Genomic DNA, 22197 nt, shown 5'->3' with positions numbered 1-22197 from the left:
ACTCACCAGGTGACCGGAAGCCGGTCGAAGCCGTCCGCGATCCTCCCCTCGTTGCGGGGCAGCTCCTCCATGGGCACGGCCAGCCGCAGGGTGGGGAGGCGCTGGAACAGCCTGGCGAACACGGCCTCGAGCTCGACCCTGGCCAGGCTCGCGCCGATGCAGAAGCGCGGGCCGTACCCGAAGCTCAGGTGCGGTTCGGGCTGCGGACGGCGGATGTCGAACACATCCGGATCCGGATAGATCCGCTCGTCCCGGTTGGCCACCCCCGTGAGGATCACGACGGCCTCGCCCTTGCGGATCGTACGGCCGCCGAACTCGATGTCCTCGTGGGCGTACCTGGGCAGGCCGTGCAGGCTCGTCACCACCATGCGCAGGATCTCCTCGACCGCGGCGGGGGCGAGGCCCGGGTCGGCCATGAGCAGGTCGCGCTGGTCGGGGTGGGCCAGGAGGAGCAGCACGCCGTAGTCGATGCGGTTGACCGTGGTCTCGTGCCCGGCGAACAGCAGCCCGCCGGCCAGCTCGGCGATCCGCCCGTCGTCGTCGAGCTCTTTCGCCAGGTCCGACAGCACGTCCTCGGCCGGCTCGCGCCGCTTGCGCTCGATCAGCCCGGCCATGTACGCGCCGAGCTCCGCGCGAGCCGCCTCGCTCCGCCCCATGTCCAGCATGTCCCCCATGCGGGACGACACTTCGCCGAAGTACTCCCTGTCCTCGTACGGCACGCCGAGCAACTGGCAGATGACCAGCACGGGCAGCGGGAACGAGAGCTCGGCGTGCAGGTCCACGGGCGGCGTCAGCTTGGCCAGGTGGTCGAGCCGCTCATCGACGAGGGAGCCGACGTGGTCCCGGAGCGCCTTCATCCTGCGCGCCGAGAAGGACGGCATGAACAGCCTGCGCATGCGGGTGTGGTCGGCCTTCTCGGTGGCCACGTCGCCCTGCGGGCCGCCGAGCAGCGCCGAGCCCGACAGCCGCGCGGCCTTGTCCGGCTCCGGATGGGAGCGGCCGAGCCTCGGGTCGTTGAACAGGCTGCGGGCGTCCTCGTAGCCGGTGACCAGCCAGACCTCGTCGCCCATCCGGGTACGTACCTTCGCGATGCCCTCTTCGGCGCGCAGGTCCCGGTACTCGTCGGGGACGTCGAGCAGGCTGTGCCGCTCGAAGGGGATGGTGGGAAGGTTCCTCATAGAACCTTCTTAACCGCCTTGAGGGTCTCTGCCCAGACTCTGGGGAAATCGGCGTGGGCCTGCTCGGCGGTGTTCCGTTCGATCCCGATGAGCAGTCCGTAGGTGAACGTGTCCTCGCCTGCCTGGCGTGCGCTCTCGGCCTCCTTGGCCAGCGTCTCCTGAGCGACGACGCCGTCCTGGTGCGCGCCCAGGATCTCCTGGATGTCCTCGGCCAGCTTGGCCAGCTTGGCCATGCTCCCGCCAAGGGTGGGTTGGAGCGCTTCGGCGGTGTAACGAGCGCGTTTGGCGGCCTTCCGCACATCGTGCATGGCTGTTTCACGACGTTCGGGGTCTTCGATGGCCTGCGCGGTGTCGTACGCCTTCGTCACTCTGGCCCAGTTCGCCGCGGCGACGGCGGAGAGCTTGTCCTGGGCCGGTTTGGCCGCCGCCCTGCCCAGGCTCGGGGCGGACACGAGCTGGTCGAGCGCGTTGAGCAGGGCGTAGTAGCGGTCGCTGTTGAGCATGTCGTCGATGCGGGCGTACGCCTCTTGCTCGCGTTTGTGCAGATCCTCGCCGAGCCGGGTCTGGATGGGGCCGGTGACCAGCTCCGGCTGGAGGCCGGCCAGCTCCCTGGCGAACCTGGCCCTGATCACCTCCAGGTCCCGGGCCTCCCCGAGCACCGCGCCGAGCCGGCGCAGCTCGTCCTGGATCTGCCCGGTGTCGGTCACGATGCTCTTGAACGCCTTGAGCGCGCTGCGCAGCCTGCGGGCGGCCACGCGCATCTGGTGGACGGCGTCCTCCTCGGCCCTGCGTACCCGCGGATCCTGCGCGAGCAGGGCGGCCACCTGGCCGGCCAGGTAGGCGACGACGGTCTCGCCCGCCGTACCGGGTTCGGTGGGGGCCTTGGGGAGCGGGGCGGGTTCGAGCAGTTTGGCGAGCTTGCTGCCGGCCGCCGAGGGCGTCGCACCCGCCTTCCTGAGGCGCTTGCCGACCTTGGCGAGGAAGGCCCGGCGGTCCTCGGCGAGCAGCTCCGCCTCGACCTCGCGCCACCGTACGATCTTGGGCTCGTCCTGGAACACCGTGCCCTTGACGTGGTCGTCGGCGATCTCGACCAGCTTGGTGTCGCCGTCGAGCAGGACGGTGACGCTCCTGCGGGTGTCCAGCTCGGCGACCGGCTGCAGCTCGGCGCCGCGGGTGTAGGCGCGGACGAGCTCGGCCAGCTCAGGGGGCACGATCTTCGTGCTCCGGGTGAGCGGATGGGTGATCTCCTGGCGCGCCCCCTTGGCCTTGGGCAGCTTCAGGTGCCAGCCGGGATCGGAGCCGCCTCGTCGCCTCCTGAGCGTGATGCCCCGAGTGGCCAGTCGAAGGTCGGGGGTGTCGTAGTAGAGGGCCACGAGCTGGTAGCTCTTGGGGCCCACGACGTCGGCCAGACCGCTCAGGTCCGGGATCGCGTAGTCGGGAGGAACGTCGAACTTGTCCTCGATCTCGATGCCCACTACACCTCACAAGGGTCCGATTTCGGAACATCATGCCATTCTGAGGTGAACATCACACGGCTTGCAGCAGCTCGATTCTGTTGCCCACGGGGTCCGAGAGATAGATCCGCCGATAGCCGGGGAACAGGTCGTCGATCTCCGCGTCAGTGGCATAGGCGTCGAGGTCGTCCACCAGGAACGCGGGGTGAGCCTTGCGCGCGGGCCTGAAGTCGTCCTCGATGCCGAGGTGGACCTCTACCCCCTCGCTCCTGAACCACACGCCCCCGCGCTTGGCCAGCTCCGGCGGCTTGGGCACCTCCCGGAGCCCCAGCACGCCCTCGTAGAAGCGCCTCAGCTCGGGCTCGCTGCCCCTGGGCGCGGCGAGCTGCACATGATGAATCTGCTTGATCACTTCTGCACCACGACGAAGATCCGCCGGAACGGGAAGGGAGTGCCGTAGCTCCTGGCCGGATACACCTCGGCCAGCACCTTGGCCAGGTCGTTCTTGAACCGGGCCTGCTCGTCCGGGTCCAGCCGGTCGAGCACGGGGCGCAGCGCGGTGCCGGAGACCCAGTCGAGCACCGGGTTCTCACCCTGCAGGACGTGCATGTAGGTCGTCTCCCACGCGTCCACCTGGGTGCCGCCGTGGTTGAGCAGGTCCAGGTAATCGAGGGGGTCGTCGACCGGCTGCGCCCTCACGACGTCACTGAGCCTGTCGGACCAGGCGCGGGAGGCGCAGAGCTCGCGGATGGCGACGTGGCTGGGCGCCTCGAAGTTGCCGGGCACCTGGAACGCCAGCCACCCTCCCGAGGCCAGCGCCTCGATCCAGTGCTCCAGCACGTCGCGGTGCTCCGGCACCCACTGCAGGACGGCGTTCGACACGATCACGTCCACCGGACGGTCGGGGCGCCAGGTGGCCACGTCCGCCACCGCGAACCTGACGTTCGACTCCAGCCGGCGAGCCTTGGTGATCATCGCGGGCGAGGAGTCGAAGCCTTCGACGGTCGCGCGTGGCCAGCGTCTGGCCAGCTCAACGGTGAGTTCGCCACTGCCGCAGCCGGCGTCCACGACATAATCGGGATCGACCGCGCCGACCCTGGAGACCAGCTCGACGAACGGCCGCGACCGCTCGTCCGCGTAGACGGAGTAGGTTACCGGGTCCCAGATATCTCTCGACATGAAGATAATTGATATCGAGAGAGATATCTCGATGTCAAGACAGTACACTCTTGTGTCATGACGGAGGATGCTAGGGACGAGGTGGACCGTCTCGTCGCGGCTTGGCGCGCGGAGCGTCCCGACCTCGACGTCGAGCCGCTCCAGGTGCTCTCCAGGGTGTCACGACTGGCCAGGCATCTCGACCGGGCCAGGCGGGCGGCGTTCGCCGAGCACGATCTGGAGCCGTGGGAGTTCGACGTGCTGACGGCCCTGCGGCGGGCCGGCAAGCCGTACGAGCTCAGCCCCGGGGCGCTGTTGCGGGCCACGCTCGTCACGTCCGGGACCATGACCAACCGCATCGACCGGCTCGCGCAGGCGGGGCTGGTGCGCCGCCGCCCGGATCCGGAGGACCGGCGCGGCGTGCTGGTGTCCCTGACGGACACCGGTCTGGCACGGGTCGACGCCGCCTTCGCGGACCTGCTGCGGCGCGAGCACGACCTGTTGTCCGGTCTGGGGGACGGCGATCAGCGTCTGCTTGCGTCCCTGCTCCGGACGCTCCTCGCCCCCTTCGACGCCTCCTGAGACTGCCCGCGCCCTTCGACGCCCCCTGGAACTGGCCGCCCCCGCCCGCCTCGCGCACCCCGACATTCGACCCGTGCGGGGCAGGCATTCGATCCGCCTGGCCGACGACCATGGCCCCGCACGATTCGTGCGGAGCATGGTCGCGGATCAGGATGTCAGTCGCCCAGGCGGTCGGCGAGCTCGAGCCACTCGGCTTCGATCGTGTCCTTCTGGGCGTTGATCTCGCGTAGCTGGGCGTCGAGTGAGCCGAGCCGGGCGTAGTCGCTGGCCGCTTCCGCCATGGCCGCGTGGAGGCGGGACTCCTGGTCGCTCAGCTTGTCGAGCTGGCGTTCCAGGCGGTTGAGCTCCTTGCGCAGCTCGCGTTCCTCCTTGGCCGACAGCCCGGCACCCGGCTGGCCCGGCGCGGACGTGGCTCCGGATTGCTCCGCACCACCGGAGACCGCGCTGACGGTATCCGGTACGGGAGCCGCCCCGGCGGAGGTTCCCAGGCGGGCGGTCACGGCGGTGCCGGCGGCGCGGCGTTCGAGGTATTCGTCCACCCCGCCCGGCAGCAGTGAGAGCTTGCCGTCACCCAGCAGCGCCACGCACCTGTCGGTCACCCGCTCCAGGAAGTAGCGGTCGTGGCTCACCAGGACGAGCGTGCCGGGCCAGCCGTCCAGCAGGTCCTCGAGCTCGTTGAGCGTCTCGATGTCGAGGTCGTTGGTGGGCTCGTCGAGCAGCAGGACGTTCGGGTCGTCCATGAGCAGCCTGAGCAGCTGCAGCCGCCGCCTCTCGCCGCCGGACAGGTCGCCGACGACCTTCCACTGCGCCTCACCCTTGAACCCGAGGCGTTCGAGCAGCTGGGAGGCCGTCCACTCCCTCTTGCCGAGCTGGAGGTACTTGCGTACTTCCTCGACCGACTCCAGCACCCGCCGCGTCGGGTCGACCTCGGCGAGCTCCTGGGACAGGTGGGCGAGGCGTACCGTCTTGCCCCTGATCACACGCCCTGAATCGGGGGATACTGTGCCGGCGAGCAGGCGCAGCACGGACGACTTGCCGGAGCCGTTCACCCCGATCAGCCCGATCCGGTCCCCCGGGCCGAACTGCCAGGTGAGATCCCCGAGCACCAGCGGCCCGTTGCCCGGACCGCCCGCGTGCAGGGTGACGTCCTCGAGGTCGTAAACGGTCTTGCCGAGGCGTGCCGCGGCGAACCGCATCAGCTCGACGGTCTCACGCGCCGGGGGCTCGTTCGCGATCAGGGCCTGGGCGGCCTCGATGCGGAATTTCGGCTTGGACGTACGGGCGGGCGGGCCGCGCCGCAGCCAGGCGATCTCCTTGCGCATGAGGTTCTGGCGGCGTTCTTCGGCGGCCTGCGCGATCCGCGCCCGCTCGGCCTTCGCGAGCACGTAAGCGGCATATCCGCCTTCGTACCGCTCGACCCGCCCGTCCACGACCTCCCACGTACGGGTGGACACGGCGTCGAGGAACCACCGGTCGTGCGTCACGACCACCAGCGCGCTCTTCGCGCCCGCCAGGTGGCCGGCGAGCCAGGCGATGGCCTCGATGTCGAGGTGGTTCGTGGGCTCGTCCAGCATGATCAGGTCATGGTCGTCGATGAGCAGCCGTGCCAGCGCCGTACGCCTGCGCTCCCCACCGGACAGGTCGCCGGCCTTGGCGTCGAGGTCGAGGTCGCCGACCAGGTTGGCGAGGATCTCGCGTACCCGCTGGTCCCCCGCCCACTCGTGCTCGGCCAGGCTGCCGAGGACGATCTCCCGTACGGTGGCGCTCGGGTCCAGCGCGTCGTGCTGCGACAGGAAGCCGACCCGCAGACCCCGGTTGTGCGTGACCCGTCCCTTGTCCGGACGCACCGCTCCGGCGATCACGGACAGCAGGGTCGTCTTTCCGCCTCCGTTACGCCCGACGACGCCGATGCGCTCGCCCGCCTCGACGCCGAGGGATACGTCGGTGAGGAGTGGCTTGGGCCCATAGGCATGGGAAACCGACTCAAGATTGACCAGATTCATGGCCTTCCCAGAGTATCGGCTCTCCGTCCGTCCCCCGCCCGCCCTGACACCCCCTGTGGACGGCGGCCCTGAGGACGGCGGCCCTGTGCATGGGGCCCTGTGCACGGGGCCCGGTGCACAGGGCGCTGAGGACGGGGCGCTGAGGACGGCGGCGCTCCGGACGTGGATGCCGCGGGGACGGCGGCACAGCGGGGACGGCGGCACCGGGCCCGAGATGACAGGCCCGATGATGCCGGAGTCGGATTGCGCCAAATGCGGAGGAACCGGAGCGCGCTGCACCGGAGCGCGGGTGCCTGGCCGCGTGGCGCGGTCGGGTGGCGCGGTCAGGCCAAAGTGCCGTGGTCCGCCAGGGTGGCGCGGTCAGGCCAGGGTGGCGCCCTGGACCGGGCCGTGGGCGGCGACGGCGGTGTGGGCGGCTCCTGTGCTGGTCAGGCTGTGGGCCAGGTCGCGGGCGTGCAGTGCGTCGATGGCCAGGAAGGCGCACGTCGGGCCTGACCCCGAGACGATCGCGCCCAGGGCCCCGTGCTGGCGTCCCGCCTCCAAGGTGGGCCCGAGCTCTGGCCTCAGGCTGAGCGCGGCCGGCTGGAGGTCGTTGCTCAGGTGGGCGCCAAGTGAGTACGCGTCACCCGTGCCCAGCGCCTCCATCAGGGAGTCGTCCAGCTGGGGCCAGGGGACCTCGGCGCCCGAGGCCGCTCTGAGGCGGTCGCACTCGGCGTACACGCTGGCCGTGGAGAGACCGCCGTCCGCCAGCGCGAACACCCAGTGGAACGTGCCCCCGGTGGGCAGCTCGCTCAGCTGCTCGCCTCGGCCGGTGCCGACCGCCGTGCCGCCGAGCAGGGAGAACGGCACGTCGCTGCCGAGATCGCCCGCGATCTCCATGAGGTCCTCGAACGGCAGCCCCAGCCCCCACAGCTCGTTGCAGGCCACCAGCGCCCCGGCGGCGTCCGCACTGCCGCCTGCCATGCCGCCCGCCACGGGAATGTCCTTCTGAATGATCAGGTCGGCCCCGTAGGTGCGGCCCGCGTGCTTGGCGAGCGCCCGGGCGGCCCGGATCGCCAGGTTGCTGTCATCGGTCGGCACCTGGTCGGACCACTTGCCGTTCACCACCACGGTGATCGACTCGGACTCCTTCGCCACCACCTCGTCGAAGATCGATACCGCGTGGAAGACGTTCACCAGGTCGTGGTAGCCATCTTCCCTGAGCGGGCCGACAGAAAGCTGTACGTTGACCTTCGCAGGCACACGTACGGTCACCGAACTCATCGATCTGCTGCCACTCTCATCACTTGCCGGGGCCAAGGACACTCGATGTTATCGACACACGCGGCCCTGACATGCGGTTCTCACAATATGGCCTCCGAAAGGCCGGGTCAGCAGCACGCAGAGTCAAGTTAACGCGCCTTTGCCCACGAACGTCATGGCTAACGCAGAGTGATACGGCTCATTGAGAAATGTCCGCTCGCTCCCCCCATGGCCGGGTGCGCCCACTCGCCAGGCGGACGCATGGCGAGCGTGGTTGGACGGTGTGGCCGTGGGCTCGCCATCCTGGAGTGGTAGCTCGCGTTGAGGGTTGAGGAGGGCGCGTTGTCCGAGGTGACGGTTGTCGAGGTGCCACAGTGGCGAGGGTCGGGGGCGCGTACGGCGGAGCGGTTGCGCGAAGGGGCGCGGTTGCTGGCCGACATGGTGAACGCCGACCGCCGCGTGCGGGTGGAGGTCGATGACGATCTGGTCCTCACCGCCTCCAGGGTGCGTGAGGCCGTCGCACAGGCCGCCGATGGGCTCATGGTGACGGCCGGCGGGGATTGCGGGGTCGAGCTGGAGCCGGTGGCGGCGGCCAGGAAAAGGTACGGGGATCGGCTGGTTGTCGTGTGGTTCGACGCGCATGGGGACCTGAACACGCCGGACTCCTCACCTTCTGGGGCCTTTCATGGGATGGTGCTGCGGGCGCTCACCGGGGACGGGCCCGCGGGGCTGGCGCCGGGCGACCGGCTGGATCCGGGCCAGATCGTGCTGGCGGGGGTGCGCGATCTTGATCCTGCCGAGCTGGCGTTCGTCGAGGACCGTGGGATCCGCCGGCTGACCGTGGCGGATTCCGGTGCGGCCCTTGCCGAGGCGATCGCGGAGATCCATGGCGAGGCCGCCGTCTACGTGCACATCGACTTCGATGTGCTCGATCCGGAGATCTTCGCGAGTGTGGGGAGCCCCGCACCTGGCGGACTGCGTCCCGAGGGGCTGCTCTCCCTGGTCTCCGCCGTGGCTGAACGGTTCGAGGTCGTGGGACTCGGGCTCATGGAGTACGAGCCCTCCAGGGAGGAGGACCAGGCGACGCTTTCCGGGCTGGTCGAGGGGCTGGTGGAGGTCTGCGCGCGGCGCTGAACGGCTCAGCCGGGACGGGTCATGCCGCGGAAGACGGCTCGGTAATAAGGGGAGCCGAGGAAGTCCGTCGTCTTCACCACGTCGCCTGTCTTGGGCGCGTGGATCATCAACCCGCCTCCTAGATAGAGGGCCACGTGGGTCGGGTCGCCCGTGCCGCCGCCGAAGAAGAGCAGGTCGCCCGTGCGGCGCGCCCTGAGCGGAACGCGGCGGCCCTGGCGGAACTGCGTGCCCGTGTAATGGCCGAGGGCCACGCCCGCCCGAGCCCAGGCGTAGAGGGTCAGGCCGCTGCAGTCGAAGCCTCGCGTTCCGGCTCCCCTGCCTATGCCGATGGTGGGACCGCTCGCCGAACCTCCGCCCCACGAGAAGGGCACGCCCCGCTGGGCGAGAGCCGCGGCGGCGGCGATCTCACCGCGGGTGCGTCTGCCTACTGCTGGGCGCGGGTGGGGGCGCCGATCGCAGCAGCGCCCCGCCTGCTTCGGGGACGCCGACGGCCTCCAGGGTTGTCGGGTGCAGAGGTCCGCTCGGCCGCAGGGACGGCAGACGTCCGCTCGGCCGCAGGGACGGCAGACGTCCGCTCGGCCGCAGGGACGCGGAGTGAGGGAGGCTGCTCGAGCCGGGTCGGGGGAGATGGCGAGGGCTGCGAAGAGCGCGCCGGCGATGGCCGGCCGTAGCTTGATCATGTTGGCCTCCTGTTGGGGGGACGGGAGGCCAGGATCACGCGGCGGGGTGTGGCGGCTTGAGGCCGAACGCGGTTCTGTGGATGGCGGGAGGGAGGGCGCGACAGGTTGTGGAAATCCTCTGGGCCCAGGCCGGGATCGCCGAGCCGGTGCCCTCCGCCCTGGCGGTTACAGTCGGGATTCGGCGATGCGGGCGAAGGCGTGGACGTCCAGTTGCTCGCCCCGGGCGGACGGGTCCACGCCGGCCGCGCGGAGCGCCTCCTCTGCCTGGGCCGCGCTGCCCGCCCACGAGGAAAGGGCCGCTCGCAGGGTCTTCCTGCGTTGCGCGAAGGCGGCGTCCACCACCGCGAACACCTCCTCGCGCGACGCCTTCGTGGCCGGCGGCTCTCGCCGTACCAATGAGACGAGGCCGGAATCGACGTTGGGGACGGGCCAGAAGACGGTACGGCCAACCGGACCCGCGCGGCGGACGTCTGCATACCAGGCGGCCTTGACCGACGGCACCCCGTACACCTTGGAACCGGGGCCGGCGGCGAGGCGGTCGGCCACCTCCGACTGGACCATGACCAGACCCTTGCGCAGGGACGGCAGGGTCTGCAGGAGGTGGAGCACCACCGGGACGGCCACGTTGTAGGGGAGGTTGGCGACCAGGGCCGTGGGGGTGCAGCCGGACAGGTCGTCGGGGGTGATCCTCATGGCGTCCGCGTTCACGACCGTGAGCTTTTCGGACCCCCCGCGCTCGGCGACGGTGATGGGGAGCTGGCGGGCGAGCACCGGGTCGATCTCGACGGCCACCACGTGCGCGGCCGACGGCAGGAGCGCGAGCGTGAGCGAGCCGAGCCCCGGCCCGACCTCGATGACCACGTCGTTCTCCGACAGATCGGCGACGCGGACGATGCGCCGGACGGTCCCTGCGTCGATCACGAAGTTCTGGCCAAGCTTTTTTGTCGGACGAAGATCTAGCTTGTCCGCCAAAATACGTATTTCCGCTGGGCCCAACAGCCTCATCATCCAATCAGTCTCTCGCATCGAAGAACCAGCAATGGCGCTTGGGGAGACCAAAGGAGAGGATGGCGTGGAACAGGAAGGGACGTCCCTCATGGAGCCAACGGGCGCCGCGCCGCTCCGCCCGACGGACTTGCGGGAAATCGGGCCGTACCGGCTGCTGGGCCGGCTCGGCGAGGGCGGCATGGGGACCGTGTTCCTCGCACGGGCGCCGACGGGGCGATTTGTCGCGCTCAAGGTCGTCAAGGCGGAGTTCGCCAACCAGGAGGGGTTCGCGGCCAGGTTCCATGCCGAGGTCGAGAACGCTCGCCGGGTGGCGTCGTTCTGCACGGCTCAGGTGCTGGACAACGGCAACACCGGGGACGGCCGTCCGTACATGGTGACCGAGTACATCGCGGGCACCCCGCTCTCCGACCAGATCACGACATACGGGGCTCTGGAGCCGGGGCCGCTGCACGGCGTCGCGCTGGGGGTGGCCGCGGCGCTGGCGGCGATCCACGTGGCAGGGCTGGTGCACAGGGACCTGAAACCGGCGAACGTGATCCTCTCGCTGTCGGGGCCCAGGGTGATCGACTTCGGCATCGCGAGGGCTCTCGACCGGGAGACCGGATTCACGCTCTCCGGTGAATTATTAGGCAGCCCTGGATGGTGGGCCCCGGAGCAGGTACGCGGCGAGCTCGTCACCCCGGCGGCCGACATCTTCGCCTGGGGCTGCCTGGTCGCGTACGCGGGCAACGGGCGGCACCCCTTCGGCCGTGGCGACGCCATCACGCTGGCCACGCGCGTACTGAACAACCCGCCCGAGCTGGGCGCGCTGCCCGCGCCGCTCAACGAGCTGGTACGGCGGGCCACCTCGATGGACCCCACCGTGCGGCCGACGGCGCAGGATCTGCTGATCGCCCTGGTGGGAGGGAGCACGCCGGCGCGGGCCGCCGATCCGCCCACCCTGGTCGCGACCGAGATGCTCAGCGACTGGCAGCCGCCGCAGAACGTCGTGGACGAGCCGGACATCACGGCCACGTTCACGACACCCCCTCCGAGCGACGCCACGGGCCGCCGGGCTTCCGTCGTCCCGGGCACTCCCAGCACTCCAGGAGCTGCGGGCGTTCCAGGGGCTCCAGGAGCTGTCGGAGCTGCGGGCCTTCCAGGCGTTCCGGGTCCCAGCGTTCCGGGTCCCAGCGTTCCGGGTTCCAGCGTTCCAGGTGCTCCCGGCGTGTCCGGTCCGCCGGGCGCGTTCGGCGGACAAGCCGGTACGGCCGGCACGCCGCCTCCTCAGCAGAGCCAGGCCTCGATCGAGGAGCTGGCCCGGAGGGAGGAGGAGGCGGCCAAGGAGGAGTTCGCGCGCTGGGAGGCTCAGGCTCGGCAGAAGGAGCAGGCCCAGGCCGAGGCGCTGGCGAGGAAGAAGGAGCAGGCACGGTCGCGCGACCAGGAGGCGCAGCTGCGGCAGGGCGGGCTCCCCGGCACCGAGGCCCAGCCCGGCGAGCGCCGTACGGAGGCCTTACCGGGCCAGGGCCGTACGGCGGCCCTACCAGGCCAAGCCGGTACCTTACCGAGCCAAGGTGGTGCCCTGCCGGTCCGGGGCGGTACCTTGCCGGGCCAAGGCGGTACAGCGGCTGGGCTGGGCGATGGCCCCACGGCAGCCCTGCCGCCGGGCCAGGGCCGTACGGCAGAGGGCAACACGGCGGCGCTGCCGGGTCAGGGACGTACAGCAGAGGACCCCACGGCGGTGCCGCTGGGCGACGAGCCTGACACCCTTGGCGGTTCAAGGACGAAAGGCACAAGGTGGCTCATCGCCGGGGCGGCGGCCGTGCTGGCCATCGTCGTGACGGTGGCCGTCCTGATCGTCACCTCCGGCCGCAACACGGTCATCACCACGACCTCCGGACCTCCCTCCTCCCAGGCGGCCGCCTCCGCGCGCCCCAACGACGTGGGCCGCCGGTTCGCGCTGGGCGCCAACTTCGACGACCCCGTCGCGATCGTCGCCTCGGCGCCGGAGTGCGGGCTGAAGGAGTTCGAGGGCAAGACAGCGACCCAGGGTCAGCTCTGCGTGGTCCGCTGGACGATGATCAACCCGGGCGGCGAGCGCAGGCAGCTGATCCAGCCCGTCGTCACCATGATCGACGACCGGGGCGGCGAGCACGACCCGGCCGCCGTCACGCTGCCCCCGGCCATCCTGCCGGGCGGTCGCGTGGACAGCGCGTTCGTGTTCGATCTGGCCATGTACCGCACACCCGTGAAGATGACGGCGACCATGCTCGAGAACGGCAAGCAGATCGAGGTCGCGCTGTGATGGTGATCCGATCTGCGTTGATCGCACTCATGCTGACCGCCGGAGCGCCCCTGATGTCCACGACCACGGCGGCGGCCTGCGCCGGAGCGGCCGACTTCGACGGCGACGGCGTGGACGACGTGGCCGTGGGTGACCCGTTCGCGGACGACCAGAAGGGCTCGGTGAACGTGCTCTCCGGCGACAAGGTCGTCCCCGTCACCGTCCCGGATCTGGCCAGAGGCGACGCCTTCGGCTGGTCCGTACGGCTGGCCAAGGTCAACGCCGACGCCTGCGCCGACCTGGTGATCGGCGCGCCGTACGCGGACGTGGACGGCACCGAGGACGCCGGGGCCGCGTACGTCGTCTACGGCGGCGGCGCCGCGCCGCCGCTGCGCCTGACCGCGCCCCAGCCGCAGCGGTTCGCGCACTTCGGCTGGTCGCTGGCCGCGCATGGCGACCTGGTGGCGATCAGCGCGCCGTACGAGGACGAGAACCAGCTGCCGGACACGGGCGCCGTCTACGTACGCAAGGGCGCGGGCCGACTGAGCCGGATCAGCCAGGAGTCCGACGACGTGCGGGGCAACGGCGAGGTCGGCGACCAGTTCGGCTGGTCCATGGCGTTCGGGCCGGGGAACGAGCTGGTCGTCGGGGTCCCGTACGAGAACGACGACGGCGCGGGCCGCCAGGTGGAGACCGGAAAGATCGACTCCGGCTCGGTCGTCTTCATCGAGGACGTGCTGGCGCCCAAGCTGTCGACGCTGAAGCTGGACTCGCCGACCGACGTCTCCGGCGACCGGTACGGCTACGCGGTGGCGTACGCCGAGGGCTCCGGGTACGCGGTGAGCTCGCCGGGGGCCGGGTACGTGCAGCTGCTCGACCCCGGCAGGAGACCCGCGAGGAGGGTGACGCAGGAGGGCAAGCAGGCCTTCGGGTTCTCGATGGCCGCCTCGGCGGACGGCAGGCTGGCCATCGGGGCGCCCTACGGGGGCGGCGTCCGGGTCGTCTCCTGGAAGAACGCCGCCGAGGACAGGCGGTTGCCTGCCGGCGACGGGCTGTTCGGCTGGTCGGTGGCCTTCAGCGGCAACAAGCTCTTCGTGGGGCAGCCGGATGCGCAGCCGTACGGGAAGGTCTCGGTGGCCGGGCGCAACGCCGACACCCTCCAGCCGATCCAGCCCGCCAAGGGCGCCGACTTCGGCGCGTCGCTGTCCGGCTGACAGGGCGTCCCGCCATAAGTGTCCTGCGCCGCCGACGTGTGCCAGGGGCCTTCGGGGAGACAAGGAGGAGGTGGGCGGCCCCGGCCCAGGGCCCCAAGGCTCCGACGGTCAGCTGAGCAGGCGGTCGCCGCAGGTCGGCCACTGGGTCTGCCACCGGTCGCCCATCTGCTGGTAGAGCACCTGGGCCCGGTACGTCTGCTCCTCCACCGGCCAACTGCTGGGCAGCCCCATCCCGCCCACGGCCTCCCACACCGGCAGACTGAACTGGTACATCCCGTAGTAGGGCCCGTCCGGGTTGTACGCCAGGGGGTCGCCGTTGGCCAGGCACGCGGCCAGCGCCTGCCAGTCGAGCGCCATGACGTCCGGGCGGATCGGGATGGTGTGCGGCGGCGCCACCGTGATGACCGTTCCGTCCTTGGGGAAGCTGTCGAGCGGCGGCGTCACCACGTAGCCGCGGCGCAGCGGGACCAGGTTCTGCCTGAGCACGTCGCGTACCGTCCTGGCGGTGGTGTGCGAGGTGATCCGGGCGGTGCCCGCGACCACGTACACCCTGCGCCTGGTGTAGAAGGTGAGCCGCATCCCCGACAGCGGCACCGCGTCGTACGGCGGCGCGGACGCCTGCCCGGCCGCCGGGGTGAGGTCGAGCTGGGCCAGGGCATCGCCGACGTTCGTGGCGGTGACCAGGTGCCTGCTGGTGTGGCCGTCCAGAGTCAGGGTGATCGGGCGCGCGTGGCGTACCTCGATGGTGGACCCGTCGGCGACGTCCTCCTGCGCGGCCGGGCGCACGGCGTCGCCGTACCCCACCGAGACGCCGGCCTCGGCGAGCACGTCGCGCACGGTCCCCGCGAACGCGCGGACCTCCGTGCGCTGCCCGTCGACGATCACGACGACCTCTTTGACCAGGGACGACACCGCCACAAGTGCCCCGAGCGCCGCGGCGCCCGCCAGGCACACGACCGGCGTCCACGGTGAACGCCAGGGGATCGGCGGACGCGGCGCACGCCTTTTTCCTCGCACGAACCACCTCCGGTACGGTCAGGACCGCCCGAACGTTAGCGAGGCGTCACCCACCGCTTCGGCGGGTTCACCGAAAGATGGTCACCACTCGCCGAAGACTGTGACTCCGTTGGCGCTGATCGCCTCACACAGCCGATCCGGATGGACCCCTTTGACCTCCGCCAGGCAGCGCATGGTGAGAGGGATGAGGTAGGGGGCGTTCGGCTTGCCCCGGTGCGGGACCGGCGGCAGGTAGGGGGCGTCGGTCTCGACCAGCATGAGCTCCGGGGGCGCGACGTGGGCGGCCTCTCGGAGATAGCCGGCGTTCTTGTACGTGACCGGCCCGGAGAAAGACATGAAATATCCAGCTTCGACACACTTTTTCGCCATTTCGGCGTCGCCTGAGAAGCTGTGGAAGACGACCTTGTCCGGCGCGCCCTCGTCGCTCAGCACCTTGAGCACGTCGTCGTGCGCGTCGCGGTCGTGGATGACCAGGGCCTTGCCGGTGCGCTTGGCGATCTCGATGTGCGCGCGGAAGCTCGCGTGCTGGTCCTCCTTGCTCGCCCAGTCGCGGAAGTAGTCGAGCCCGGTCTCCCCCACCGCGCGCACCTCCGGCTGCCGCGCCAGCCTCTCGATCTCGGCCAGGACCTCCGGGGTGGCCTCATGGGCCTCGTTCGGGTGGATGGCCACCCCGGCGTACACGCCCTCCTGCTCGGCCGCGACCTCGGCGTTCCACCGGGACGACTTCAGGTCGTAGCCGATCGTGACCAGCCGGGTCACGCCGACCGCCCTGGCCTCGTCGAGGATGCCGCGCACGCTGGCCTCCGCCGCCTGCGCGGCCTGCGCCACCGGGTCGCCGGACGACGCCTGCCTGTTGCCGACCATGATGTCGAGGTGGCAGTGGCTGTCGAACACAGGGGCGGAGAGCGGCTCCGGCGCGGCAGGAAGCTTAGTCACGCCATCCAAGGTAGCGCCCGATCTACTCGCCCAGTCGGGCCAGCTCCTCGTCCACGACCTTGGGGTCGAGCTTCTTGAACAGCGGCACGGGCGGCGCGAGCGGCGTGCCCGGCTTGATCGGCCGGTGCTCCCAGCGGGCCGCCCCGTCGTAGTCGCCGGTGATCACCGGGTACGGAGTGCCGCCGTCCTCGTCGACGTCGCGCATCTCCGGCATGCCGGCCCACACGCCCTCGCCGCCGAGCATGGAGTAGACCTTGTTGGACGAGCCGGGCAGGAACGGCGTGAGCATCGTCTTGGCGTCGTCGACGACCTGGAGCGCGACGTGCAGGATCGACTTCTGCCGCTCCGGGTCCTCCTTGAGCTTCCACGGCTCCTGCTCGGCCAGGTATTTGTTGGCCTCGCGGACCACGTCGAACGCCTCGGTGATCGCGTTCTTGAAGCGCGACCTGTTCAGCTCCGCGCCCACCGGCGCGAACGCGTTGCGCGAGCGCTCCAGCAGCGCCCGGTCGGCGTCGGTCAGGTCGCCCGGCTCCGGCACGACTCCGAAGTTCTTCGCCGCCATCGAGATCGACCGATTGACCAGATTGCCCCAGGCTGCCACCAACTCGCCGTTGTTGCGGTTGACGAACTCCTGCCAGGTGAAGTCGGTGTCCTGATTTTCCGGGCCTGCCACCGCGATGTAGTAGCGCAGCGCGTCGGCGTCGTAACGCGCCAGGAAATCTCGTACGTAAATTACTACTTGCCTGGACGAGGAGAACTTCTTGCCCTCCATGGTCAGGAACTCGCTCGAGACCACCTCGGAGGGCACGTTGAGCGCACCGAGCGAGCCCGCCGAGCCGTCGCGCGCACCCTGCCCGCTGTAGCCCAACAGCATCGCCGGCCAGATCTCGGCGTGGAAGACGATGTTGTCCTTGCCCATGAAGTAGTAGCCGCGGGCGTCGGGATTCTGCCACCACGCGCGCCACGCGTCGGGGTCGCCCGAGCGCCTGGCCCACTCGATGGAGGCCGACAGGTAGCCGATCACCGCGTCGAACCAGACGTACAGCCGCTTGTTGGGCTGGTCGCGCCAGCCGTCGAGCGGGATCGGCACGCCCCAGTCGAGGTCGCGGCTGATCGCGCGCGGCTGCAGGTCGCCGAGCAGGTTGAGCGCGAACTTCAGCACGTTGGGCCGCCACTCGCCCTGCTTGGACTGCAGGTAGGAGCCGAGCACCTCGGCGAAGGCGGGCAGGTCGAGCATGAAGTGCTCGGTCTCGACGAACGTGGGGGTCTCGCCGTTGATGCGGCTCTTGGGGTTGATCAGCTGGATCGGGTCGAGCTGGTTGCCGCAGTTGTCACACTGGTCGCCGCGCGCGCCGTCGTAACCGCAGATCGGGCAGGTGCCCTCGATGTAGCGGTCGGGCAGCGTGCGGCCGGTCGAGGGCGAGATCGCCCCCATCGTGGTCCTGGGGAAGATATAGCCGTTGTCGTAGAGGCCCTTGAAGATCTCTTGGGTGACGGCGTAGTGGTTTTTTCGTCGTGGTCCTGGTGAACAGGTCGTAGGAGAGCCCCAGCCCGGTGAGGTCCTCGGCGATGACGCGGTTGTAGCGGTCGGCCAGCTCCCTGGCGCTCACGCCCTCCTTGTCGGCCTGCACCTGGATGGGCGTGCCGTGCTCGTCGGTGCCTGACACCATCAGCACCTTGTTGCCCGCCATCCGCTGGTAGCGGCTGAAGACGTCGGACGGCACGCCGAACCCGGAGACGTGCCCGATGTGGCGGGGGCCGTTAGCGTACGGCCACGCGACGGCGGTCAAGATGTGCTGGGACATAGTCCTAAGCCTACGGGTCTCCCATCCCGCATCGAACCCACTTCCCCCACACGACACGTCCCTCTCCGGCGGGCCTGTGGGCAAATGGGAACGGCGCCCACACAGTGGGCGCCGCGAGGTCGGTAGGAGGCAGGGGATCAGTGCTTGGAGTTCTCCAGGGAGACCGCTTCAGCGGCCTCCTCGGCGGCCTTGGCTGCGACGTCGATGGAGCTCTCCCGGGTGCGCCGGATGCCCAGGATGCTGACGAAGAGCGAGGCGAAGATCGTCTGGAAGCTCATGATCAGCGCGGTGGCGGAGGGCACCACGATGCGCAGCGACTCGCGCGGGTCCAGCTCACCGAAGCTGCGCACCTGCCAGTGGACCAGCGACATCACCAGGCCGACCAGACCGGCGAGCGCCAGCAGGCCGCCGACCACGAGGCCCTTCTCCAGGCTCACCACGTCGATCAGCTTGCGGATGCGCGGCGACTCCGGCAGGAAGCCCTCCTCGGCCGCGTACACCTTGGTGAACACCGCGAACAGCGCCGCCTGGAAGCCGATGACCACCAGAGCGGACGACCCGACCAGGGTGTCGACGTCGAAGGCCAGCTCGCCGATCTCCACCGGCCCGAACGTCAGCGCCGTCCCGGCGACGAGGCCGAGGAGCATCATGAGGACGCCGGGGTAGAAGAACAGCCACTTCGGGCTGTAGAGGAGCAGGAAGCGCAGGTGGCGCCAGCCGTCGCGCCAGGAGCGCAGGTGCGGCGGGCGGGAGCGGCCGTCGGGCGAGAGCGTCGTGGGGACCTCGCGCACGTCCAGCCCGGAGAGCGTGGAGCGCACCACCATCTCGGAGGCGAACTCCATGCCGCCCGTCTGCAGCTGCAGCCGCAGGATCGAGTCGCGCCGGAAGCCGCGCAGCCCGCAGTGGAAGTCGCCGATCGCCGACGGGAAGAACAGCCGGCCGATGAACGACAGCACCGGGTTGCCGAGGTAGCGGTGGAGCGGCGGCATGGCGCCGGGTGAAATGCCGCCCTTGAAGCGGTTTCCCATCACCAGGTCGGCGCCGTCGCGCAGTTGCTCGACGAACGGCAGCAGCGAGGTGAAGTCATAGGAGTCGTCGGCGTCGCCCATGATGACGTACTTGCCGCGCGCCGCCCTGATCCCGCCCATGAGGGCGTTGCCGTAGCCCTTCTCGTCGACGTGGACCACGCGGGCGCCGGCGTCGCGGGCGAGCTGTTGCGAGCCGTCCGTGCTGCCGTTGTCGGCGATCAGCACTTCGCCCTCGATGCCGTGCTCCGCCATGCACGCCAGTGCCTTGCGCACACAGACTTCCACGGTCTCCGCCTCATTGAGGCAGGGCATGACCACCGTCAGTTCCACGTGTCTACCCTTCAGTTAAGGCTGTTCCAGTGAACCATCATGCCCTCTGCCCCATGGTGTTCGGGTCAAGACCCAAAAACGACTGGCATTCTTTACACCATGGTGAGCGTCGCGGAGATTACTCCTGTGGACCACTCCGCCCCTGGCCGGACAGCTCGCGTGCTGTCCATGGTGCGCCGGCATCGGGTGTTCGCCGCGGCTTTCGGCGTCGGCGCCGTGCTGCGGCTCATCACCATGCTCGGATACGGCCCGGCCATGTGGTTCAACGACTCGTACGAGTACGTCTCGGTGGCGCTGCACCCGAGGCCGCACCCGATCAGGCCGGACGGCTACAGCTTCTGGCTGCTGCTGCTCAAGCCGTTCCACAGCTTCACGCTGGCGATCTTCACCCAGCACCTGATGGGCCTGGCCACGGCCTGCCTGATCTACGCGCTGCTGCGGATCAAGTTCAGGCTGCCGAAGTGGGGCGCCACGCTGGCGGCGGCGCCGATGCTGTTCGACGCGTACCAGATCCAGCTCGAGCAGATGGTGATGTCCGACACCATGTTCACGCTGCTCGTGGTGGGCGTGATCACGCTGGTGCTGTGGAAGCGGCGGCTGTCGTGGCAGGCGGGCGCGGTGGTCGGCCTGCTGCTGGCGCTGACGTGGCTGACACGCTCGATCGGCCTGCCCATCCTGGCGCTGGTGGTGCTCTACCTGCTGGTCAAGCGGACCGGCTGGCGCCCGATCACCGCCGTCATCACGGCCTCCATGATCCCGGTCCTCGCCTACATGGGCTGGTTCGCCTCCGCGTACGGGAAGTTCGCGATGACCAACAGCGACGGCCTCATCCTCTACATGCGCACGTCCATCTTCGCCGACTGCAACAAGATGCACATCGACAAGTACAAGGAGGTCCAGCTCCTGCTGCTGTGCATCAACGACCCGATCAGCGAGCGCAAGGAGTACGCGCAGTGGTACCTGTGGGGTCAGGGCAACGGCGACGGCACGGGCACGGGCGAGGTGCTGCACCGGTGGGGCGCCAACAAGAAGTTCACCGAGATCACCAACGACGCCGCCAGCGCGTTCGCCACCCGGGCGATCCTGTCGCAGCCGGGCGACTACCTGAGGGTGGTCACCCGTGACTTCTTCCGCTCGTTCCACTGGTCGCGGCCGCGCTTCCCGGACCCGTCGACGTACAGCATGTACGAGTTCAAGCCGTGGTACGACCCCGACGAGAGCGGCCAGCCCAAGCGGCTGCCGAAGTGGCCGTCGTACCAGGGCGGCCGGACCGACACCGACGCGTTCAGCTACGAGCAGGGCCCGCCGGAGACGCGGATCGTGTCGCCGTGGGCCGAGATCATGCAGGGCTACCAGCAGGTGTTCTACCTGCGCGGCATCATGCTCGGCGGGATCCTGCTGATCGGCCTGTACGGCGTCGTGGTCAGGTGGCGGAAGTTCGGCGGCCCGGTGGTGCTGCCGTGGCTGGGCTCGGTGGGGCTGCTGCTCGCGCCGGCGGCGACGGCGGAGTTCGACTACCGGTACGTGCTTCCGGCCATCCCCCTGGCGTGCGTCGCGGCGGCGATCACGCTGCGCAAGGGCGTCACTTGGGCGCGGTGGTCACCCAGGAGGACATCAGCATCCGAGACCACCACTCTGCGTGTGTGATCGTCTCGGCGGTCAGCACCGGGTAGAGCCACCAGAAGTTGACCAGCACGATGAGCGCGAACGCCCCCACCGTCGCGGCCCCGACCGCCCGCCGGGGAGCGGGGGCGTCCTGCCTGCCCAGCGCCAGCCCCGCCATCAGCACGAGCGCCAGCACCATGAACGGCACGATCGGGATCATGTAGAACAGGTACATCGTCCGGTTGTCGGCGATGGCGTAGTAGAACCACGGCAGCCAGCCGGCCGCGTAACCCAGCAGCGCCGCCCCGGCCCGCCAGTCGCGCGTGGCCACGTACCAGGCGACGAGGCCGACAAGGGCCAGCAGGGCGGCGTACCACAGGGCCGGGGTGCCGACGCCGTCCACGGCCTGTGAGCAGGCGTCGGCCCCGCACGCCGACGGCGGCACGTCCGGCGGGTAGTAGAAGGAGACCGGCCGGATCAGCAGCGGCCACGTCCAGGGCTCCGACATGTACGGATGGTATTCGTGCAGGTTGCTGTGGTAGCCGAGCACGTCGAGGTGATACTGCGCCCATGACCGCAGCGAGTCGGCCACGAAGAACACCGGCCCGGACGAGGTGGCCTGGCCCCAGTTGCGCCCCCAGCCGCCCGCACCGGCGAACCAGCCGGTCCACGACACCAGGTACGTCAGCGCCGGCACGACCGCCATCGCGGCGAGCGCGCCCGGCAGGTCGTACGAGAGTGTCCCCCGGTAGGCCCCGCGCGGGCCGAGCGCCCGCCTGGCCCCCGCGTCCCACATCAGGCTCATGATCGCGAACGCGATGAGGAAGAAGATCCCCGACCACTTCACCGCGCAGGCGGCCCCCAGGCAGAACCCGGCGGCCAGCCGCCACGGCCTGAGCCCCAGCCGGGTGACCGCCCCGCTCTCGTGCAGGTCGGCCAGCCGTTTCCGCGCCCAGTCGCGGTCGGTCACCAGGCAGGCGAACCCGGCCAGCACCCAGAACATCAGGAAGATGTCCAGCACGGCCGTACGCGACAGCACCAGGTGGAGCCCGTCGAGCGAGAGCAGCAGCCCGCCCAGGCACCCCAGCAGCGTCGAGCGCGTCATCCTGCGCGCCACCCTGGCCATGATCAGAATGGAGAGCGTGCCGATCAGGGCGGCGGCGAAGCGCCAGCCGAACGGGTTCATCCCGAACAGCCACTCCCCCACGGCGATCATCCACTTGCCCAGCGGCGGATGCGCCACGAACGAGGCGCAGTCGTCCGGCTGCGGGCAGTGCTTGAAGATGTCCAGGTTGCCGGCGATGAGGCGCTGGTCGGCGACCGGGTTCTTGGAGTCGCCGAGCATGGTGCGTTCGACGCCGTACCTGAGCAGCGAGTACGCGTCCTTGGCGTAGAACGTCTCGTCGAAGACGACCGCGTTGGGCTCGCCGAGCCTGATGAAGCGCAGGAGGCCGCCGAAGAGCGCGACCAGGAGCGGCCCGGCCCAGCCCACCAGAGTGGTCCCCTGCATCGGCGGGACCAGGCGCTGCGCGGAAACCCCCCAGTTCCTCACCATGCGCA

Annotated in this window: 17 protein-coding genes and 1 pseudogene; 5 read left to right on the top strand and 13 right to left on the bottom strand. The window is 70.0% G+C overall.

Annotation, left to right across the window (positions count from 1 at the left end; all coding sequences use genetic code 11):
- Window positions 1-2: 2 nt before the first annotated feature.
- Genes ABD830_RS47675 through ABD830_RS47660 form a run of 4 tightly spaced genes read right to left on the bottom strand, consistent with a single transcriptional unit; the run spans window position 3 to window position 3811 of the window.
- Complete coding sequence (locus ABD830_RS47675; protein ID WP_345002148.1) at window positions 3-1178, bottom strand: cytochrome P450; 1176 nt, start codon at window positions 1176-1178, stop codon at window positions 3-5.
- Window positions 1175-2653 (bottom strand): CYTH and CHAD domain-containing protein, encoded by a 1479-nt coding sequence (locus ABD830_RS47670; protein ID WP_345002147.1) that lies wholly within the window; start codon window positions 2651-2653, stop codon window positions 1175-1177. The genes ABD830_RS47675 and ABD830_RS47670 overlap by 4 nt, the downstream gene beginning before the upstream one ends.
- 52 nt (window positions 2654-2705) lie before the next feature.
- Window positions 2706-3044 carry a VOC family protein gene (locus ABD830_RS47665; protein WP_345002146.1) on the bottom strand — a complete coding sequence of 113 codons (339 nt, stop codon included), beginning with the start codon at window positions 3042-3044 and terminating at the stop codon, window positions 2706-2708.
- Window positions 3041-3811, bottom strand: coding sequence for a trans-aconitate 2-methyltransferase (locus ABD830_RS47660; protein WP_345002145.1), 771 nt, complete (start codon window positions 3809-3811; stop codon window positions 3041-3043). The genes ABD830_RS47665 and ABD830_RS47660 overlap by 4 nt, the downstream gene beginning before the upstream one ends.
- 57 nt (window positions 3812-3868) lie before the next feature.
- Here ABD830_RS47660 and ABD830_RS47655 point away from each other — a divergent pair, with 57 nt between their 5' ends.
- Window positions 3869-4372, top strand: coding sequence for a MarR family winged helix-turn-helix transcriptional regulator (locus ABD830_RS47655; RefSeq protein ID WP_345002144.1), 504 nt, complete (start codon window positions 3869-3871; stop codon window positions 4370-4372).
- Window positions 4373-4527: 155 nt separating this feature from the next.
- Here the strand turns inward: ABD830_RS47655 and ABD830_RS47650 are convergent, their stop codons facing one another.
- Window positions 4528-6375, bottom strand: a complete 1848-nt coding sequence (locus ABD830_RS47650) for an ABC-F family ATP-binding cassette domain-containing protein (RefSeq protein WP_345002143.1) — start codon at window positions 6373-6375, stop codon at window positions 4528-4530.
- 360 nt (window positions 6376-6735) lie between these two features.
- Complete coding sequence (locus tag ABD830_RS47645; RefSeq protein ID WP_345002142.1) at window positions 6736-7638, bottom strand: 4-(cytidine 5'-diphospho)-2-C-methyl-D-erythritol kinase; 903 nt, start codon at window positions 7636-7638, stop codon at window positions 6736-6738.
- Between the two features lie 330 nt (window positions 7639-7968).
- Between ABD830_RS47645 and ABD830_RS47640 the strand changes: the two genes are divergently transcribed.
- Window positions 7969-8751, top strand: a complete 783-nt coding sequence (locus ABD830_RS47640) for an arginase family protein (RefSeq protein ID WP_345002265.1) — start codon at window positions 7969-7971, stop codon at window positions 8749-8751.
- A gap of 5 nt (window positions 8752-8756) precedes the next feature.
- Here ABD830_RS47640 and ABD830_RS47635 read toward each other — a convergent pair whose 3' ends face one another.
- Complete coding sequence (locus ABD830_RS47635; RefSeq protein WP_345002141.1) at window positions 8757-9122, bottom strand: NlpC/P60 family protein; 366 nt, start codon at window positions 9120-9122, stop codon at window positions 8757-8759.
- Between the two features lie 474 nt (window positions 9123-9596).
- Window positions 9597-10436, bottom strand: coding sequence for a 16S rRNA (adenine(1518)-N(6)/adenine(1519)-N(6))-dimethyltransferase RsmA (gene rsmA, locus ABD830_RS47630; RefSeq protein ID WP_345002264.1), 840 nt, complete (start codon window positions 10434-10436; stop codon window positions 9597-9599).
- A gap of 67 nt (window positions 10437-10503) precedes the next feature.
- Here rsmA and ABD830_RS47625 point away from each other — a divergent pair, with 67 nt between their 5' ends.
- Entirely contained in the window at window positions 10504-12723 is a 2220-nt protein-coding gene (locus tag ABD830_RS47625) for a protein kinase domain-containing protein (RefSeq protein ID WP_378520707.1), read from the top strand.
- Window positions 12723-13916: a hypothetical protein gene (locus ABD830_RS47620; protein WP_345002140.1), complete on the top strand. Its 1194-nt coding sequence runs from the start codon at window positions 12723-12725 to the stop codon at window positions 13914-13916. The genes ABD830_RS47625 and ABD830_RS47620 overlap by 1 nt, the downstream gene beginning before the upstream one ends.
- 108 nt (window positions 13917-14024) lie before the next feature.
- Here ABD830_RS47620 and ABD830_RS47615 read toward each other — a convergent pair whose 3' ends face one another.
- The 4 genes and pseudogenes from ABD830_RS47615 to ABD830_RS47600 all read right to left on the bottom strand — a co-directional run bounded on the left by ABD830_RS47615 (window position 14025) and on the right by ABD830_RS47600 (window position 19032).
- Window positions 14025-14870: a ubiquitin-like domain-containing protein gene (locus ABD830_RS47615; protein WP_345002139.1), complete on the bottom strand. Its 846-nt coding sequence runs from the start codon at window positions 14868-14870 to the stop codon at window positions 14025-14027.
- Between the two features lie 144 nt (window positions 14871-15014).
- Window positions 15015-15869: a TatD family hydrolase gene (locus ABD830_RS47610; protein ID WP_345002138.1), complete on the bottom strand. Its 855-nt coding sequence runs from the start codon at window positions 15867-15869 to the stop codon at window positions 15015-15017.
- A 22-nt stretch (window positions 15870-15891) separates the two neighbouring features.
- Window positions 15892-17674, bottom strand: a pseudogene (gene metG / locus ABD830_RS47605) (methionine--tRNA ligase).
- A gap of 137 nt (window positions 17675-17811) precedes the next feature.
- Window positions 17812-19032 (bottom strand): glycosyltransferase family 2 protein, encoded by a 1221-nt coding sequence (locus ABD830_RS47600; RefSeq protein ID WP_345002137.1) that lies wholly within the window; start codon window positions 19030-19032, stop codon window positions 17812-17814.
- A gap of 99 nt (window positions 19033-19131) precedes the next feature.
- Here ABD830_RS47600 and ABD830_RS47595 point away from each other — a divergent pair, with 99 nt between their 5' ends.
- Complete coding sequence (locus tag ABD830_RS47595; RefSeq protein WP_345002136.1) at window positions 19132-20679, top strand: hypothetical protein; 1548 nt, start codon at window positions 19132-19134, stop codon at window positions 20677-20679.
- Here ABD830_RS47595 and ABD830_RS47590 read toward each other — a convergent pair.
- Window positions 20615-22192 (bottom strand): dolichyl-phosphate-mannose--protein mannosyltransferase, encoded by a 1578-nt coding sequence (locus ABD830_RS47590; RefSeq protein ID WP_345002135.1) that lies wholly within the window; start codon window positions 22190-22192, stop codon window positions 20615-20617. The genes ABD830_RS47595 and ABD830_RS47590 overlap by 65 nt on opposite strands.
- Window positions 22193-22197 lie beyond the last annotated feature (5 nt).

This window comes from Nonomuraea helvata (assembly GCF_039535785.1).
GTDB classification, from domain to species: domain Bacteria; phylum Actinomycetota; class Actinomycetes; order Streptosporangiales; family Streptosporangiaceae; genus Nonomuraea; species Nonomuraea helvata.
This window is presented reverse-complemented; position numbering and strand designations above follow the sequence as displayed.

Excerpts from the sequence above, each read along its gene's own strand:
- ABD830_RS47620 (WP_345002140.1), top strand. The coding sequence starts at position 12,723 with ATGGTGATCCGATCTGCGTTGATCGCACTCATGCTGACCGCCGGAGCG.
- ABD830_RS47655 (WP_345002144.1), top strand. The coding sequence starts at position 3,869 with ATGACGGAGGATGCTAGGGACGAGGTGGACCGTCTCGTCGCGGCTTGG.
- ABD830_RS47650 (WP_345002143.1), bottom strand. The coding sequence starts at position 6,375 with ATGAATCTGGTCAATCTTGAGTCGGTTTCCCATGCCTATGGGCCCAAG.
- ABD830_RS47595 (WP_345002136.1), top strand. The coding sequence starts at position 19,132 with ATGGTGAGCGTCGCGGAGATTACTCCTGTGGACCACTCCGCCCCTGGC.
- ABD830_RS47645 (WP_345002142.1), bottom strand. The coding sequence starts at position 7,638 with ATGAGTTCGGTGACCGTACGTGTGCCTGCGAAGGTCAACGTACAGCTT.
- ABD830_RS47660 (WP_345002145.1), bottom strand. The coding sequence starts at position 3,811 with ATGTCGAGAGATATCTGGGACCCGGTAACCTACTCCGTCTACGCGGAC.
- rsmA (WP_345002264.1), bottom strand. The coding sequence starts at position 10,436 with ATGAGGCTGTTGGGCCCAGCGGAAATACGTATTTTGGCGGACAAGCTA.
- ABD830_RS47590 (WP_345002135.1), bottom strand. The coding sequence starts at position 22,192 with ATGGTGAGGAACTGGGGGGTTTCCGCGCAGCGCCTGGTCCCGCCGATG.
- ABD830_RS47675 (WP_345002148.1), bottom strand. The coding sequence starts at position 1,178 with ATGAGGAACCTTCCCACCATCCCCTTCGAGCGGCACAGCCTGCTCGAC.